This window comes from Streptomyces sp. NPDC059866 (genome assembly GCF_042731325.1).
Taxonomy (GTDB): Bacteria; Actinomycetota; Actinomycetes; order Streptomycetales; family Streptomycetaceae; genus Streptomyces; species Streptomyces flavusporus.
Window position 1 is genome coordinate 134,533 of record NZ_JBHWJT010000006.1, and the last position, 16,040, is coordinate 150,572.

At 68.8% G+C, this 16,040-nt stretch carries 13 protein-coding genes and 1 tRNA gene; 10 read left to right on the forward strand and 4 right to left on the reverse strand.

The features are described from left to right. Positions 1-1,002, reverse strand: coding sequence for an SMI1/KNR4 family protein (locus tag ACFV7R_RS11080; protein WP_385262375.1), 1,002 nt, complete (start codon positions 1,000-1,002; stop codon positions 1-3). A 314-nt stretch (positions 1,003-1,316) separates the two neighbouring features. Here ACFV7R_RS11080 and ACFV7R_RS11085 point away from each other — a divergent pair, with 314 nt between their 5' ends. Further along, complete coding sequence (locus ACFV7R_RS11085) at positions 1,317-1,832, forward strand: YwqJ-related putative deaminase (RefSeq protein ID WP_385262377.1); 516 nt, start codon at positions 1,317-1,319, stop codon at positions 1,830-1,832. Positions 1,833-1,866: 34 nt separating this feature from the next. Continuing rightward, positions 1,867-2,361: an SUKH-3 domain-containing protein gene (locus tag ACFV7R_RS11090; protein WP_385262379.1), complete on the forward strand. Its 495-nt coding sequence runs from the start codon at positions 1,867-1,869 to the stop codon at positions 2,359-2,361. A gap of 21 nt (positions 2,362-2,382) precedes the next feature. Here ACFV7R_RS11090 and ACFV7R_RS11095 read toward each other — a convergent pair whose 3' ends face one another. Beyond that, positions 2,383-3,708 (reverse strand): sensor histidine kinase, encoded by a 1,326-nt coding sequence (locus tag ACFV7R_RS11095; protein WP_385262380.1) that lies wholly within the window; start codon positions 3,706-3,708, stop codon positions 2,383-2,385. 167 nt (positions 3,709-3,875) lie between these two features. Between ACFV7R_RS11095 and ACFV7R_RS11100 the strand changes: the two genes are divergently transcribed. The 6 genes from ACFV7R_RS11100 to pth all read left to right on the forward strand — a co-directional run bounded on the left by ACFV7R_RS11100 (position 3,876) and on the right by pth (position 8,998). After that, positions 3,876-4,736, forward strand: coding sequence for a helix-turn-helix domain-containing protein (locus ACFV7R_RS11100; RefSeq protein WP_385262383.1), 861 nt, complete (start codon positions 3,876-3,878; stop codon positions 4,734-4,736). A 14-nt stretch (positions 4,737-4,750) separates the two neighbouring features. Continuing rightward, positions 4,751-4,826: transfer RNA gene (locus tag ACFV7R_RS11105), tRNA-Gln, on the forward strand. A 124-nt stretch (positions 4,827-4,950) separates the two neighbouring features. After that, a complete protein-coding gene (glmU, locus tag ACFV7R_RS11110) occupies positions 4,951-6,399 on the forward strand; it encodes a bifunctional UDP-N-acetylglucosamine diphosphorylase/glucosamine-1-phosphate N-acetyltransferase GlmU (protein ID WP_385262384.1) in 1,449 nt (482 codons plus the stop codon). Between the two features lie 134 nt (positions 6,400-6,533). Further along, complete coding sequence (locus tag ACFV7R_RS11115; RefSeq protein ID WP_129799914.1) at positions 6,534-7,514, forward strand: ribose-phosphate diphosphokinase; 981 nt, start codon at positions 6,534-6,536, stop codon at positions 7,512-7,514. Positions 7,515-7,717: 203 nt separating this feature from the next. Further along, entirely contained in the window at positions 7,718-8,326 is a 609-nt protein-coding gene (locus ACFV7R_RS11120; RefSeq protein ID WP_385262386.1) for a 50S ribosomal protein L25/general stress protein Ctc, read from the forward strand. A 69-nt stretch (positions 8,327-8,395) separates the two neighbouring features. Next, positions 8,396-8,998, forward strand: a complete 603-nt coding sequence (gene pth, locus ACFV7R_RS11125; RefSeq protein ID WP_385262389.1) for an aminoacyl-tRNA hydrolase — start codon at positions 8,396-8,398, stop codon at positions 8,996-8,998. Positions 8,999-9,015: 17 nt separating this feature from the next. Here the strand turns inward: pth and ACFV7R_RS11130 are convergent, their stop codons facing one another. Further along, positions 9,016-13,368: a caspase family protein gene (locus ACFV7R_RS11130; protein WP_385262390.1), complete on the reverse strand. Its 4,353-nt coding sequence runs from the start codon at positions 13,366-13,368 to the stop codon at positions 9,016-9,018. Then, complete coding sequence (locus tag ACFV7R_RS11135; RefSeq protein ID WP_385262391.1) at positions 13,365-14,585, reverse strand: hypothetical protein; 1,221 nt, start codon at positions 14,583-14,585, stop codon at positions 13,365-13,367. The genes ACFV7R_RS11130 and ACFV7R_RS11135 overlap by 4 nt, the downstream gene beginning before the upstream one ends. A gap of 127 nt (positions 14,586-14,712) precedes the next feature. Here ACFV7R_RS11135 and ACFV7R_RS11140 point away from each other — a divergent pair, with 127 nt between their 5' ends. Together ACFV7R_RS11140 and ACFV7R_RS11145 are read left to right on the forward strand one after the other, a co-directional pair. Beyond that, entirely contained in the window at positions 14,713-15,201 is a 489-nt protein-coding gene (locus ACFV7R_RS11140; protein ID WP_385262393.1) for a hypothetical protein, read from the forward strand. 136 nt (positions 15,202-15,337) lie between these two features. Then, on the forward strand, positions 15,338-16,015 hold the full coding sequence (locus ACFV7R_RS11145; protein WP_385262394.1) for an LPXTG cell wall anchor domain-containing protein: 678 nt from the start codon (positions 15,338-15,340) through the stop codon (positions 16,013-16,015). The last annotated feature ends 25 nt before the right edge of the window (positions 16,016-16,040 follow it).

Below are 16,040 nucleotides of genomic sequence, written 5' to 3' on the forward strand. Positions count from 1 at the left end.
TCACTCCCCCACGGCAGTCACGGCCGAAGAGACGGGCACCACCTGCGCGAACCCACCGTCCACCATCAGATTCGCCACGGTCTCCAACTCCGGCGGAGAACCCGCCAACCGCGCCAAGAACGCGTCGAAATCCTCACCGCACGGCAACAACAACCGCTCCACCCGCTCCGCCGGCGGCACCGCAGGATCCACATCCCGCGCATCGTCGTACGCGCAGAACCACACCGATCCGAGCCGGTCACCCTTCACCTTCACGGCCAGCAACCCGCCCTGCACAAACCCAACACCCAGATAATCCTTGGTCAGATGGTCGCGCAGACACTTGTTCACATACACCAGGTCATTGACCGCCGCCTCGTCCCGCACCGTGAAGAACGGCTGATCGATCAGCAGCCCCAACTCCGCATCCAACGCCGTCCCCACCGGTGCACACCCACCCGCCGCCTTCAAAAACGACCGGTACGCACCCGGCAGCCGGTACCCCAGGTCCTCCTCGACCCCCAGCACCTGCGACTCACTCACCGCCACGCCCGACTTCGGCAACCCGAAATGCGCAGGCCGCGTCTCCTGCAACGGCCGCGTCCCCCGCTTGCCCTGGTCCACCGCCGCCGTCGCGACACCGCCGTGATGCCGCAGCAACGCCTTCACCTCGACCGGCACCAGCTCCAACCGCCGCGACCCCACCACGTGATGCCACGTCCAGCCGTGCGGCGTCGCCACCGACGGCACCGTGTCCCACAACTCATGCCCCGAAGCCGCAAGCGCCGCGTTCGCCGACACATAGTCCGTCAACCGCAACTCGTCCACGCCGAAACCCTCCGGCGGCTCCGCAATCTCCACCGCCGCACGCGCATAGGGCGAGAAATCCGGGTAACCGTGCTCATCCACCCGCACCCCTCTCGGATGACGGGCCGCCCGAACCGGATCCGGGAAATGCACGACCTGCCCGGCATAGGCCGCGTTCGGCGGCGCGGCTTGCTGCCCGAGCCGACCTGTCGTCATGGCGGTAGCCCCCTGCGGCACTCTGGTACGACCCGTAGCAACCCCTAAGGCCCACTACGCCCCGTATCGACTGTCTCTCCAACGCGTTGACCGCGCGCATCGCGGTGCCGACAGCCTATGCGGTACGACGAAACCGGTCACCGGCGCCGGTCACAGCACCGGAAACCCACCCTCCGCCCACCGTGACCAGCAGTCACCCTCCCGTGACAGCCAGCCCGAACACGGGCGTGTCGCAGCGCCCCAGCTTCCGCACCAGCCACGGCATTTGGCACTCTGTGTCCGCCGGGGGGATGCACGGGAGGGGAAATACGATCATGAACACGACGCAAACGGGACCACACACCAGCACATCCGGCGACCCCCGCATCGGCTGGAGCGCCACCGAAACCCACCAGGCACCCACCCTCCGCCACCGCCGCGACGGCATACTCCCCACCGTCGCCGCCGCCCTCTCCGTCCGCGGCGCCACCCTCACCGGCACCGCCGCCCGCGGCGACCAGCCCCCCACCCTCCACCCACTCGTACAGGACTTCCTCGACACCCTCACCAGCGCCCAACGCGACCGCTTCACCGGCCGCTGCGCCGAAACCATCCTCATCTCCCGGCACATCGCCAACACCGACGCCGCCCGCAGCAAACGCGCCGCCCGCAAACCCATGACCAACGGCGAAGCCCGCAAAGCCCTCAAACAGGCCAAACTCACCGCCCGCCGCATCCGCGAAGACGGCGACCCCCTCCACGGCAGCTTCGCCACCCCCTGCCGCGCCTGCACCGCCCTCAGCGCCCGCTTCGGCGTCCGCATCATCGACCCCACAGCGACCGACGCCTGACCCCCACCCCGAACAAACGCAAGATAGAGGGCAGATGCACGCCGACCGCACCTCCACCACCCGCTTCGCCGTACCCATCGACGCCGCCCTGCGCGCCGCCGGCTGGCAACCCGGACGCTGGGACATCAAACAAGCCGAAATCTGGGCCGACACCCTCCGCGAACACACCTCACCCGCAGGCCACCGCCACGCCGTCTTCCCCGCCGCCGTCGAAGCCTGGGCCGAATTCGGCAGCCTCCACATCACCCCCACCGGACCCGGCCGCCAGATCGCCCCCGCAACCCTCCACCTCGACCCCCTCCACGGCCTCCACATGGCCCGCACCCTCGCCGACCTCGGCCGCGCCCTCGACACCGACGTCAGCCCCCTCGGCGCCGAACCCGACACCCAGACCATCCTCGCCATCGACACCGAAGGCCGCATCTACGCCCTCGACCACACCGGCGACTGGTACCTCGGCCCCACCATCGACCACGCCCTCACCGGCCTCATCTCCGGCACAGAACCCATACGCCTCACCGCAGGCTGACACCCACGGCCCCCGCCAGGCCTACGACGCCGGAATCACCGCCGACACCCGAAACCCCCCCGCATCCGTCGGCCCCGACACAAACACCCCACCCAACGCCGAAACCCGCTCCTTCATCCCCACCAGCCCGTTCCCCCCGGACGGCAACCGCGCCGCCGACGCCGACGACACCTCCGGCGGCGGCCCGTTCTCCACCTGCATCGCGATCTCCGACACCCGATGCGCCAACCGCACACGCGTCTTCGCCCCCGCCGCATGCTTGTGCACGTTCGTCAACGCCTCCTGCACCACGCGATACGCCGTCTGCTCCACCTCCGGCGCATACGACCGCACCTCCCCCTCCACCAACAGATCGACCACCATCCCCGCAGCCGCCGACTGCCCGATCAACTCCTCCAACTCCGACAGACACGGCCCCTCCGCCGAACCGCCCCCCTCGCCCGCCACACGCGAAGCAGCCGCAGCCGCAGCCGCAGCCACCTTCACCGCCGCCAACGGCACCGCCGCACGCTCCCGCGCCACCCCCGCATCCCCACTGCGCAGCACCCCCAGCATCTCCCGCAACTCGGTCAACGCCTGCCGCCCCATGTCCCCCACCAGCGCCGCGTTCTTCACCGCCTTCTCGGGATCCTTCCGGGCCACCGCCTGCAGCGCCGCCGCATGCACCACCATCAGACTCACCCGATGCGCGACCACGTCATGCATCTCCCGCGCGATCCGAGTCCGCTCCTCATTACGCGCCCACTCGGCCCGCTCCTCCGCCCGCTCCGCAAGCAACTGAAGCTCCCGCTCCAGACTGTCCGCCCGCTCCCGAAGACTCTCCATCAGCCGACGCCGAGCACCCACATACAGACCCAGCAGCAGAGGCGGCGCGGTCACACCAAGAGACGCGGTAATGGAGATAAAGGGGACGAACCAGTCCCCCATGTCCCACTCGCCGCGCGTCATGTCCTGCTGCGCCCGCACGAACGTCACCACCAACGTCCCCACCAGCGACATCCCCGCCAGCGACGCAATGATCCGACGCGGCAGCTCCGACGCGGCCAGCGTGTACAGCCCGACGACCGTCAGCAGAAAACCCATCTGCGCCGGCGCGATCGCCACCGACACCAGAACGACGACAATCGGCCACATCCGACGCAACAGCAACGTCGAACCCGCCGCCACACCGAACACCACACCCGCGGCCAGCGGAATCCCCGCATCCCGCGCAAACGGAATCCCCTCGGCCGCACACTCCACCGCGGACACCAACGCAAGGCACCCGTCGAGCACCGCGCTACGCCATCTGGCCCACCACCAGGGCCCGGTCAAGGCCCTGGTGTCGTCTTCCCCCGTCGTGGTCATGCCTCCAGCCTACGGGCGGGGGCATGCGCTTTTCCGGCGAGTTTCAACGACCGGCTCACACCACACTCCGTAATCGAATAACAGCGAAACCGGCTGGTATCCCTCGAACTGCTGAATCGCTCACCGTTCGACCTCGGAACCGATCATTCCGGCCGGACGGTATGCCTATGGCACATCCACACGGCAAATACGCCGACCTTGAGGGGCTGCGAGAGCAGGCGGTGGCGCTGCGGCGGCGGGGCTACAGCCTTCGGCAGATCCGCGACGAGCTGAAGATCTTCAACAACGACATCCTCAACCAGCTGGTGAAGGGGGAACCGCCGCCGGAGTGGACGAAGCGACCGAACGCGAAGGACGATCTGCGGGCGAAGGCACGGGAACTGCGACTCCAGGGCTGGACATACGACCAGATCGAGGCGGAGCTGGGCTGCTCCAGGAGTTCGGTGTCACTCTGGGTACGGGACCTGCCGAAGCCTGAGCCGCGCTACACGCCCGAAGAACAGCGAGCCCTCATGCGGGAAGGGTTGGCAAGGCGCCGTGCAGCAGAGGACGAGGAACGCAAGAAGACCAAGTTCGCAGCGCACCAGGAGATCGGGGAGCTGACGGACCGCGAGCTGTTCATGGCAGGGGTCGCGCTGTACTGGGCCGAGGGCTCCAAGAGCAAGCCCTACGACCGACGCGAGCGCGCTATCTTCGTCAACAGCGATCCCGGCGTGATCCAGGTGTACCTGGCCTGGCTCGACCTGCTGGACGTGGATCGGGAGCGCCTGCACTTCCGCGTACTCATCCACGAGTCCGCAGACGTCGACGAAGCGCACCGTTACTGGGCAGAGATCGCCGACGTCGACGTCTCAGTCTTCGCGAAGCCGACGCTCAAAAAACACAACCCGAAGACCGTCCGCAAGAACACCGGCGACGACTATCACGGCTGTCTGGTCATCGGAGTGGCAAGAAGCGCGGGCCTGTACAACCGCATCGAGGGCTGGTGGAGGGGGATCGTCACCCACGCGCAAGCACGTCTCCGGTAAGGTCTGAAGCGCTGTCCCCCGTGGTGTAACAGGCAGCACACTAGATTTTGGATCTAGCAGGACAAGGTTCGAATCCTTGCGGGGGAGCCACAGCACACAAGACCTCGGTTCGGGCCCTGACTGCCAAGTCGGGGCCCGCTCTCATCTCCCCCCACAACCACCCCGGTATCCTGCGGATGTCCACCCCACCCCCTCCACAGCCGAAGGGCATCCCGTGAGCGCCATTCGCCCGGCAGCCGTCGTCGTACTCGCAGCGGGTGAGGGCACCCGTATGAAATCGGCCACACCGAAGGTCCTGCATGAGATCTGCGGCCGCAGTCTCGTGGGGCATGTGCTCGCCGCCGCCGGTGAGTTGAAGCCGGAGAACCTCGTCGTGGTCGTCGGGCACGCCCGGGAGAAGGTCACCGAGCATCTCGCGAAGGTCGCCCCGGACGTACGTACCGCTGTCCAGGCGGAGCAGAACGGGACCGGGCACGCGGTCCGGATGGGCCTGGAGGAGCTGGGCGGTGTCGTCGACGGGACCGTCGTGGTCGTCTGCGGTGACACTCCCCTGCTGACCGGCGAGACGCTCAAGCAGCTCGCCGCGACCCACGCGCAGGACGGGAACGCCGTCACCGTGCTGACCGCCGAGGTGCCGGACGCGACCGGCTATGGGCGGATCGTCCGGGACGACGTCTCCGGTGCCGTGACGGCGATCGTCGAGCACAAGGACGCCTCCGACTCCCAGCGGGCGATCCGGGAGATCAACTCCGGCGTCTTCGCCTTCGACGGGCAGTTGCTCGCGGACGCTCTCGGGAAGGTCCGTACCGACAACAGCCAGGGCGAGGAGTACCTGACCGACGTCCTGGGGATTCTCCGTGAGGCCGGTCACCGCGTCGGTGCCTCCGTGGCTGCTGATCATCGTGAGATCGCCGGTATCAACAACCGTGTGCAGCTCGCCGAGGCGCGCCGGATTCTCAACGACCGGCTCCTGACCCGCGCCATGCTCGAGGGCGTCACTGTCATCGACCCGGCGACCACCTGGATCGATGTCACTGTCACCTTCGAGCAGGACGCGGTCGTCCACCCGGGCACCCAGTTGCAGGGTTCCACCCACCTGGGCGAGGGGGCGGAGGTGGGGCCGAACAGCCGGCTCAAGGACACGCGTGTCGATGCCGGTGCCCGGGTGGACAACACCGTGGCCGACGGTGCGCAGGTGGGGCCGAACGCGTCCGTGGGGCCGTACGCGTATCTCCGTCCCGGTACCCGTCTTGGTGCGAAGGGCAAGATCGGTACGTACGTCGAGACGAAGAACGCCTCGATCGGTGAGGGCACGAAGGTGCCGCATCTGTCGTATGTCGGTGACGCGACGATCGGTGAGTACACGAACATCGGCGCTGCAAGTGTGTTTGTGAACTATGACGGGGAGAGCAAGCACCACACGACCGTCGGGTCGCACTGCAAGACCGGAGCGGACAACATGATTGTGGCTCCTGTCACGGTGGGGGACGGTGCGTACACCGCTGCCGGGTCTGTGATCACGAAGGATGTGCCGCCCGGTTCGTTGGCTGTGGCCCGTGGTCAGCAGCGGAATATCGAGGGTTGGGTGGCTCGTAAGCGTCCGGGGAGTGCGTCGGCGAAGGCGGCCGAGGTGGCGTCCCGGAAGCCGGATGGTGAGGGCTGACCGGAAACAGGTGCGTCTGGGACGGCGTACCGTGATAAGTGCACACCCGCACCCCACCAGCTGAGACGACGCCTTTCGTCCAGTTGAGACGTCGTGTCAACACCCAGCTGAGACACCTCTGAGGAGACAGTGCTGTGACCGGGATCAAGACGACCGGCGAGAAGAAGATGATGTTCTTCTCCGGCCGCGCCCACCCCGAGCTTGCCGAGGAGGTCGCCCACCAGCTGGGTGTCGGGGTTGTCCCGACGAAGGCCTTCGACTTCGCCAACGGTGAGATCTATGTCCGTTACCAGGAGTCGGCGCGTGGTGCGGACTGCTTTGTGATTCAGAGCCACACGGCTCCGATCAATCAGTGGATCATGGAGCAGTTGATCATGATCGATGCTCTGAAGCGTGCGTCGGCCCGCTCCATCACGGTCATCGTGCCTTTCTACGGTTACGCGCGGCAGGACAAGAAGCACCGGGGTCGTGAACCGATCTCGGCGCGTCTGATCGCGGATCTGATGAAGACGGCGGGTGCGGACCGGATCCTGACGGTGGATCTGCACACGGATCAGATTCAGGGCTTTTTCGACGGTCCGGTGGATCATCTGTTCGCGCTGCCGCTGCTTGCGGACTACGTGGGCGCGAAGGTGGACCGGGAGAAGCTGACGGTGGTCTCCCCGGACGCGGGCCGGGTGCGGGTGGCCGACCGTTGGTGCGATCGTCTCGGCGCGCCGTTGGCGATCGTGCACAAGCGGCGTGACAAGGACGTCGCGAACCAGGTGACGGTGCACGAGGTGGTCGGTGAGGTTCGGGGCCGGGTGTGTGTGCTGGTGGACGACATGATCGACACCGGTGGCACGATCTGCGCGGCGGCCGATGCGTTGTTCGCGCACGGTGCGGAGGATGTGATCGTGACGGCGACGCACGGTGTGCTGTCGGGTCCGGCGGCGGACCGGCTGAAGAACTCCCGGGTGAGTGAGTTCGTGTTCACGAACACGCTGCCCACGCCGGGTGAGTTGAGCGGGGACCTGGACAAGATCACGGTGTTGTCGATCGCGCCGACGATTGCGAGTGCGGTGCGTGAGGTGTTCGAGGACGGTTCGGTGACGAGCCTGTTCGACGAGCAGTAGACCTCTTACGCCTGATCGGTTCACACCTGATCGATTTCACTGCGGCCTTCTTCGGCGAGTACTCTGTTGCAGTTGCTCGGCGAGGGAGGCCGTGGTCCGTTCTCTGGGACGGGGTACGGCGGTCCGTTATCGACGCGCTCTTCGTAGCAGGCCGTTCGTGGCCGGGTGACCCCGTCCGTTTCTGACCTCTACGAGGAGTGATCATGTCCGAGGTGAAGCTCACCGCCGAGACGCGCAACGAGTTCGGCAAGGGTGCCGCCCGCCGTATCCGCCGCGACAACAAGGTTCCCGTCGTTCTGTACGGTCACGGTTCGCAGCCGCTGCACCTGACCCTTCCGGGTCACGACCTGCTGCTGGCGCTGCGTACGCCGAACGTTCTGATTTCGCTGGACATCGACGGCAAGAGCAACGAGCTGGCGATTCCGAAGTCGGTGCAGCGTGACCCGCTGAAGGGTTTCCTGGAGCACGTCGACCTGCTGCTGGTGAAGCGTGGCGAGAAGGTCAACGTCGAGATTCCGGTGCAGACCGAGGGTGAGCTGGCTCCGGGCGGCAACCTGCTGGAGCACGTGCTGAACGCGCTGCCGGTGGAGGCCGAGGCCACCCACATCCCCGAGGCCGTCACGGTGTCGGTGGAGGGTCTGGAGGCCGGTGCCTCGATCCAGGCGAAGGACATCACCCTGCCGAACGGTGTGACGCTGGCCGTCGACGAGGACGCGGTTGTCCTGCAGGTGCTGGCCGCGCAGGCCGAGGAGGCTCCGGAGGGTGCGGAGGGCGCCGAGGGTGAGGGCGCGGAGGCGCCTGCCGAGGCCTGATCCTCACTTTTCTCGTTTTGTCAGCCGCTGTTCCCTGTGGGGGCAGCGGCTGGCGCGTATCAAGGAGATATGAACGTGACGACCGATGCGGGTGCGCCCTGGCTGATCGTGGGGCTGGGGAATCCCGGGCCGGAGTACGCCATGAACCGGCACAACGTGGGGTTCATGGTGGCTGATCTGCTGGCGGAGCGGGTCGGGGGCAGGTTCAAGCGGGCGGGGAAGGCGCAGGCGCAGGTGGTGGAGGGCCGGATCGGTCCGCCGGGGCCGGCGAACCGTCGGGTGGTTCTGGCGAAGCCGATGTCGTACATGAACCTGTCGGGTGGTCCGGTGAACGCGCTGCGTGATTTCTACAAGGTGCCGGTGGCGAATGTCGTGGCGGTGCATGACGAGCTGGACATCGGTTACGGGGTGTTGCGGTTGAAGCTGGGGGGTGGTGACAACGGGCACAACGGTCTGAAGTCGATGACGAAGGTGATGGGGTCGGACTATCACCGGGTGCGGTTCGGGATCGGGCGTCCGCCGGGTCGTCAGCAGGTCGCGGATTTTGTGCTGAAGGATTTTTCGGCCGCGGAGCGCAAGGAGCTGGACTACTTCGTGGACCGGGCGGCGGATGCGGTGGAGTGTCTGGTGATCGAGGGGCTGGAGCGGGCGCAGGGGACGTACAACTCCTGACGGTCGGCTGCTGATCGTCAGCTTCTGCTGGTCAGTTCCTGGTGGTCGTCGGGGCTGGGTGGCCGCTGCGGGGGGCTGTCGGTGTCGAGGGCTGCGCGGACGTGTGGGGCGCTTTCCAGGTCTGGGTGGTGGGTCAGCCAGTCGTGGGCGGCGTGGACGAGGTGGGGGTCCGGGGTGCCGGTGGTGCGGGCGGAGATCAGCAGGCCGGCCAGGACGAAGGAGGCTTCGGGCGTGGTGCCGTAGTCCCTGAGCCAGTTGGCTGCGTGCTGTTCGGTGGTCCGGCGTTCTCGGGGTTCGAGGTGGGGGGCTTCGAGGAGGCGGCTGAGGAGGTAGCAGTCCTCCGGTTTCGGGGGCTGGGTGGCGAACCAGTGGAGTGCGGAGCGGACTGCTTCGGGTTCGTGGGTGCCGGTTCTGTTGAGGCGGCGCAGGAGTGCGCTGATGGTCAGGTCGTCGCCGGGCAGGTGGGGCTCGGGGCCGAGTCGGTCGAGTGCCCAGCGGGTGGTGCGGGCTTCGGCGGGCGGGGTGGTGAGGGGGAAGCGGAGGAGCCGGCGCAGCAGGTGGTTCTCCTCGTGGGCGGTGTCGGGGGTGCGGGGGTGTTGTCCGAGGTGCCTGGTGATGATGTCGAGCAGGGTGGTGGCCTGGTCGGTGGTGAGGTCGTCCTTGCGGTCGAGGACGTGGCCGAGTACGGATGCGCCCCAGGTGGCGGTGCCGTTGATGCAGTCGATGACGGAGTTGCTGCCGTGGGCGGCGAGCCAGGTGAGGGCGTGGTCGAGGGTGCGGTGGGCGACGGTGTGGGGTTCGAGGTCGCCGGCTGGGGTGGCGGGGGCGACGAGGAGGTTTCTGAGGACGTAGTCGGCTTCTTTGGCGGGGGCGTGGGTGTGGAGCCAGCGCAGTGCGTGGTCGGCGGCGGCGCTGAGTTGTGGGCCGGCGTGGCAGGCGGCGGTTCGGTAGAGCAGTGGGGCGATGACGAAGGTGGCTCTTGCTTCGTCGCCGTGGAGGTCGAGCCAGGTCAGGGCGTGGGTGAAGGCGGGGTTCTGGAGTCCGGGGGGCAGGCCTTGCATTTCGAGGAGTTCGCGGTGGACGAAGCTGTCGTCGAGGTGGGTTCCGGGCCTGGTGTGCTGGTCGGTGTCGGCGGCGGTGTCCTGGAGGCCGGCTTGCATGCGGTGTACGGCTGCGGCGGCGGCTTTGTTGCGTTGGTCGGGGCTCATGTGGGGCCCTTGGGCGAGGAGTGAGCCGATCAGGCGGCGGTCCCAGGGGCGGTCGGGGTCGAGCCAGCGCAGGGCGGCGTTGATCGCCAGTTGTTTGACGGTGGCGGCGTCCTGGTCGTGGGTGGCGGCGTCGCGCTGTCGGAGGAGGGGGGCGAGGACGAAGCCGGCCTGTGGTTTGGTTTCGTGCTCGGTGAGCCATTGGAGTGCGAGGTCGACGCTGGTGGGGGTGAGGTCGGGGGCGGTTCTGACGCAGCTTTCGTGGAGGAGGGGGGCGAGGACGAAGGAGGCGCGGAGGGCGGTTTTGCGCCAGGTGGGCCAGGCGTGGATGTGGGTGATGGCTTGTCGGACGGTGGGGTCGGTGAGGCCTTCGCGTTTGAGGAGTGCGGAGAGGACGAAGTCGGCGGCTTCGTCCTCTTTGTTGTGGGTGAGCCAGGTGAGGGCGAGGTCGGCGATCTGTTGTGCTTTCGGGGTGGGGATGGCGGGCTGTTCGAGTGCCCGGTCGATGACGTAGGTGGCTGAGCGCAGGGGGACGTGTTCGGCGAGCCAGGTCCGGGTGGTTTCGGCGAGGCGGGGCCAGGCTTCGTCGGGCAGGTGGTGGGAGCGGAGCAGCGCGGAGAGGAGCCATTCGTTCTCGCGTTTGCGGGGGGTGCGGGAGACGAGGGCGAGGGCGGTGGTGGCGGCGGGCCGTAGGACGGCGGGGCCGCATTCGGGTGCGCGCAGCAGGGCTTGGAGGGGGTGGCGGGCGAGGCCGTCACGGCGTCTGCCGTATTGGCGCAGCCAGGTCTGGGCGCGTTCTTCGAGGTGGGTGCGGTGGGTGTGGTGTGCGGGGTTGTGGTGGTGGAGGCCGGGTGAGCGCAGGAGGGCGGTGATGAGGGCGAGGGAGTTGATGTCGGTGGTGGTGTGCTGGTCGAGCCAGGTGCGGGCGGCGTCGAGGAGGACGTCGGGGAGGGGTCCGGGGCGGTTGCGGACGGCGTCGATGAGGAGGATGCGGACGGCTGCCGGGTCGGTAGGGGTGGTGGCGTCGATCCAGGGTTGGGCGAGGTCGGTCCAGGTGTCGATGACGGCTTGCCGCCAGGGTGGGGCGGAGACCATGGCGACTAGGGTGCGCAGGCCTTCGCGGGGTTCGGTGAGGAGGGTGGTGAGGACGGTCTGCTTGCGTTCGCGCAGCCAGGTGGCGCATTCGCTGGGGAGGCGGTGGGCGAGGTGGTCGTGTTCGGGGAGGTCGGCGGCGAAGCGGCCGAGGTGGGCGATGCTCTGGCGGTAGGTGTGGAGGTTGCCGAGGAGGGCGTCGAGGAAGGCGCGGAGTGCGCTTGAGTCGAGGGTGGAGCGGGGGCTGCGGCAGGCTCGGTCGAGGAAGGCGTCGGTGACGCTGTCGTGGACGAGGTCGACGGTGTCGTCGGTGTCGTGGCGTAGCCAGCCGATGGCTTCGAGTTCGGCGAGGGTGTCGGCGGCGCGGTCGCCGGGGGCGTGGTGTGCGAGGTAGCGGTCGACGGTTTGTTCGACGGTGGGGCGGGGGTGGGGGCAGCTGAGGGCGGTGACGGTGGCGGCGTGCAGGAGGGTGCGGTCGGGGCCGTCGGCGGGCAGGTCTTCCTGGGTGCGGCGGCGGAGCCAGCCGACGAGGCCGTCGCGGGGGATGGATGCCGGGGGGCTGGAGACGTCGTCGCCGTTGGTCTTCATCTGCTGGAAGCGTTTGTCGACGGCGATGGCGAGGAGGCGGGCCATGCCGGGGCGGGTGGTGCAGATGTCGGCCATCTCGTCGAATCCCCAGGTGTCGAGGGGTTCTTTGGCGAAGGAGGTGAAGATCGCCTGGGTGATGTTTTTCTGGTGCTGTTCGTCCTTGTCGATGTCGATGGGGGTGAACAGGTCGGCGCTGCCGCGGTCGAGGACGCTTTGCAGGGCTCCGGGGCGGACGGCGGCCAGGCAGGCGACGCGTGCGCCGGCGCCGGTTTCGCCGCGTAGTCCTGCGGCGAGTTCTTTCAGGTCGAGTTGGTTGTAGCGGTCGAGGTAGTCGAGGACGAGCAGGAGGGGCCGGCCTGGGCGGTGGTCGATCTCGTGGCGGATCTGCTCGGTGAGGACGGGTTCGGTCAGGTCGGTGTCGGGGCTGACGTGGAGGACGGTCCAGCGTCGGGTGGCGGCGAGGCCGGCGACTTCGAGGCAGGTGCGGGTTTTGCCGGCGCCGGCGACTCCGACGAGGAGCAGCCCGGTGTCGGGGTCGATGTTCTTCTCGAGCCGGGCGAGGAGGGTTTCCGGCCGGTGTGCGGCTCCTTGGGGGGTGACGTAGGGCAGGTGGTCGTTGTGGTAGCTGCTGTCGAGCCTGGTGAGCATTTTGGCGTGGGTGCGCAGCCAGGCGGGGCGGTCGCGGCGGTCGCCGATCTCGTAGTCGCGGCGGTGGCCTTGCCAGTTGCGTACGTGCAGTTGGAGGCGTTGGGTGCCGGCTCCGGTGCGTTCGAGTCGTTTCTGGACGGTGGTGGCGAGGGTGTCGACGTCCGGGGGCCAGGGGCTGGGTGTGCCGTTGAGTTCGTCGAGGAGGGCCTGGGTGAAGCCGAGGCGGCCGTTGGCGGCGTAGTCGTCGTCCTGGGTGGCGTAGAGGACGGAGAGTCGGGTGTCGGTGGTGGCGTGGGGGGCGGCGGGGAGTTTGAGGACGCCGTAGTGTTCGGCGACCCGTTCGTGCAGGCGGCAGGTGTCGATGAAGAAGATCTTTTTCGGGATGCGCTGGTAGTGCGGGTGGTGGAGGAGGGTGTCCTGGAGGCTGGTGGCGGCGAGGGTCTGTTCGGCGTAGTCGGTGCCGTCGCCGAAGGGCAGCAGGAGTTCGCGGGTGCGGGGGTCGGTGACGCCGTGTCCGGACCAGGCGAGCCACAGCAGGTCGCCTTCCCACTGCGGCAGTTCGGTTTTCAGCAGTCCCTCGACGTCGGCCTGGTGGGCGGGCCGGACGGTGAGGCCGAGGCTGCGGGCGGCGTTCTGGACGTCGGGGCTGTGGTCGGGTGACACGCACAGCCGGATCTGGGCGGGCGGCACCCCGCTCCGGCGCAGCCATTCGGCGTGGCGGAGGGCGTCGGCGGCGGCGCCCTTGAGGGTGGGGAAGGACGAGGACTCGTACTCCTCGACGCCGACGAGGACGGCGAACGTGTTCTGCGGTAAGGCGCCTCGGGGCAGTGCCGTCACGGTACGTCCCGCAGGAGGCCGGCGAGGAAGGTGTGGACGTCGGGGTTGCGGAAGTACGCGCTGTGGGAGGCGATGAAGGGCTGTCCGGAGCTGAACTCCCGGTCCTGGACGCGGGGGTCGCGGAAGACGGGTGCGGCGGCGAAGCCGAGCAGGTCGCGCCGGTCGTAGATGTTGGTCCACGTGGGGAAGTGCTCAGGCAGGGGTTTGCCGGGGGCGAGGCCGGGCAGCGCGCCGATCTCGTGCAGGTGGGCGGCCTGGGAGCCGACGGTGACGAGGTGGCGTACGCCGCTGAGGTGCTCGAGGGTGAGCAGGTCGACGGCGGCGATCCCGCCGAGGCTGTGGGCGAGGAGGACGACGGGGCCGTGGGCGTCGGCGGTCTCGGCGACGCGCTGTCGGATGACGGCGCGCAGTCCGTCGCCGCGGGCGAGGTACTTGAGGACGTCGCCGGCCTGTGGGTGGGCCTTGGTCATGAGGTCGGCGCGGTGCCGGTCGGCGAGCCGCATGACGCCGAGCCGCTGGGCCGCCCAGAGGGACGTACGGAAGATGTGGCGGCCCACGCCGCGGGCCTCGCCGCCGAGTTCGCGGGTGACGATGCCGACGACGTCGTCGCGTTCCTGCGGTGTCCAGGGCAGCGGCAGGCCGCGTTGGAGGATGCCGCCGAGGTGGGAGGCGACGGTGGCGGTGGCGATGGCGAGGGGCAGCCGGCCGCGGCCGGCGCCGTGGGTGAGGGCGTGGCGGCCGGCCGGGCTGTCGAGCACGGCTGTCAGGGCGGCGCCGAACTCGGTGCGGGCCTGCTCGTCCGGGAGGAACGGCCGCAGGTCGGCCGGGAGTTCGGCCGCCTGGGCGAGGGTGCGGCCGCGAGCCTCGACCTCGGGGCCCATGCGTTCGCCGAGGGCGGGCCGCCCTCTGTCGTCGGGGTCGTCGGGGGCGCGCAGCGCCAGCCACGGGTCCTCGTAGAGGCGGCCCCACAGCACGGCGTCCTGGTCGGTCTCGCTGAGGTCGGTGGCGGTGGTGGTGTCCAGTTCGGTGGCCGGGACGACGCCGGGCAGTGCGGCGCCGCCCACTCCGGAGGGGACGCCGAAGATGTCGCCCCAGTAGCACTCCTCGACCCCCAGCTGCGCATCGACGCGCGCGAGGCCCTCCCGCAGCAGCCCCAGCGTCCCGTCGTACGCTTCACGGCGCACGCCGGTCCCGTGAACGAACAGCAGCGCGGTCATCCCGCTCCCCCCTCGTGTTGCCCGGATCCCATCTCCCCTTCACCTTAAGAACGTTGGACTCCCCTGTCCCTGGTTCCCGTCCGGCCGAGATTGACTTTGGGCAAGGCAATGGCCAAGGATCGCGGCCATGCCTACTGCCGTCGTCTCCACTCAGGGCGCGTTCACGGTGCTGCGGTTCGGGCGGCTCGCGGCGATGGGGGTCATCGCCGCGCTGATCCTGATCGCGGGGGTGTGGGCGTCCTGGAGTTCCGCCCAGTACGTGATGCTCACCAAGGGCCGGGAGAGCGGGACCATCGAGGTGACGGGGTGCGGTGCGGACACCTGCACCGGGCCCTACGCGCCGATCTCCGCGGGGTCGCAGGCCCGGAAGCGGGTCGTGATCGAGAACTCGGCCGCCGTGGCGGACGGCGAGACGTACACCGTCGTGATGAAACCCGGCAGCAGCGAGGTCGTCCGGTCCGGTCCCGCCGGGATCCTCTACTCCTGGGTGCCGCTGGGCGGAGCGCTGCTGCTCGCGTCGGTGGTGGTCGCGGGCGGGCTGGGGCGGACGCGGGCGGCGTGGGTCATGGCCGGGTCGGGGTTCGCGCTGATCACGGCGGCTTTTCTGGTGATCTGAGCGGGTATCGCCGACCTCCACATGTGTGAAGGGTCAGAGCGTTGCCTGTTCGTGCTTGTTCCGTCGGCGGCCATGCTGGAAGCTGAGCCGCCCCCTCCACATCTTCCCCATTGGTTTCTCGAAGATGGACTGCCTCATGCGTACCCTCACTCGCGCCGGCGCCCTGTCCGCCGTCGCCGCGGCTGCTCTCCTCGCCTCCCCGGCCGTCGCCCACGCGACCGCCCCGGGCGACAACGGCACCGTCAAGATCCACGACGCCACCACCGGCGAGGAGCTCCGCAAGAACGAGCCGCACGTGTGCACGTTCTACCTGGACGCCTTCGGCTTCGACGCCGGCCAGCAGATCGACTGGCACATCGAGGCCTGGGCCCCGACCGCCGCCACCAAGGGCGAGACGGTGACGGCCGGCGCCCTCACCCTCGACGCCGACGGTCACGGCCGTACGAACGACATGTCGCTGCCCGACGGGCACTACAAGCTGTTCTGGAACTTCGACGGCGAGCACGGCTCGGCCAAGCACAAGGTGTTCTGGACGGACTGCGAGGAGGGGAACGACGACACGACACCGTCCGCCACCCCGTCGGAGACGGTCGAGGGCACCGAGAATCCGGCTGCCTCCCCGAGCGCGTCCGCCGAGGAGGGTGCCGCTCCCACCGCGTCCTCCTCGCCGTCCGCCCAGGGTGGCACCGCCGGGGGCGATCTCGCCGAGACCGGCAACGGTGCCCCGGTGGGCCTGCTGTCCGGCGCCGCCGCCGCGCTGCTCGCCGCCGGCGGTTACCTGGTCTTCCGGCGCCGGAAGACCAGCCAGAGCTGACGGCCGTAGCACAACCGGCGGTGCC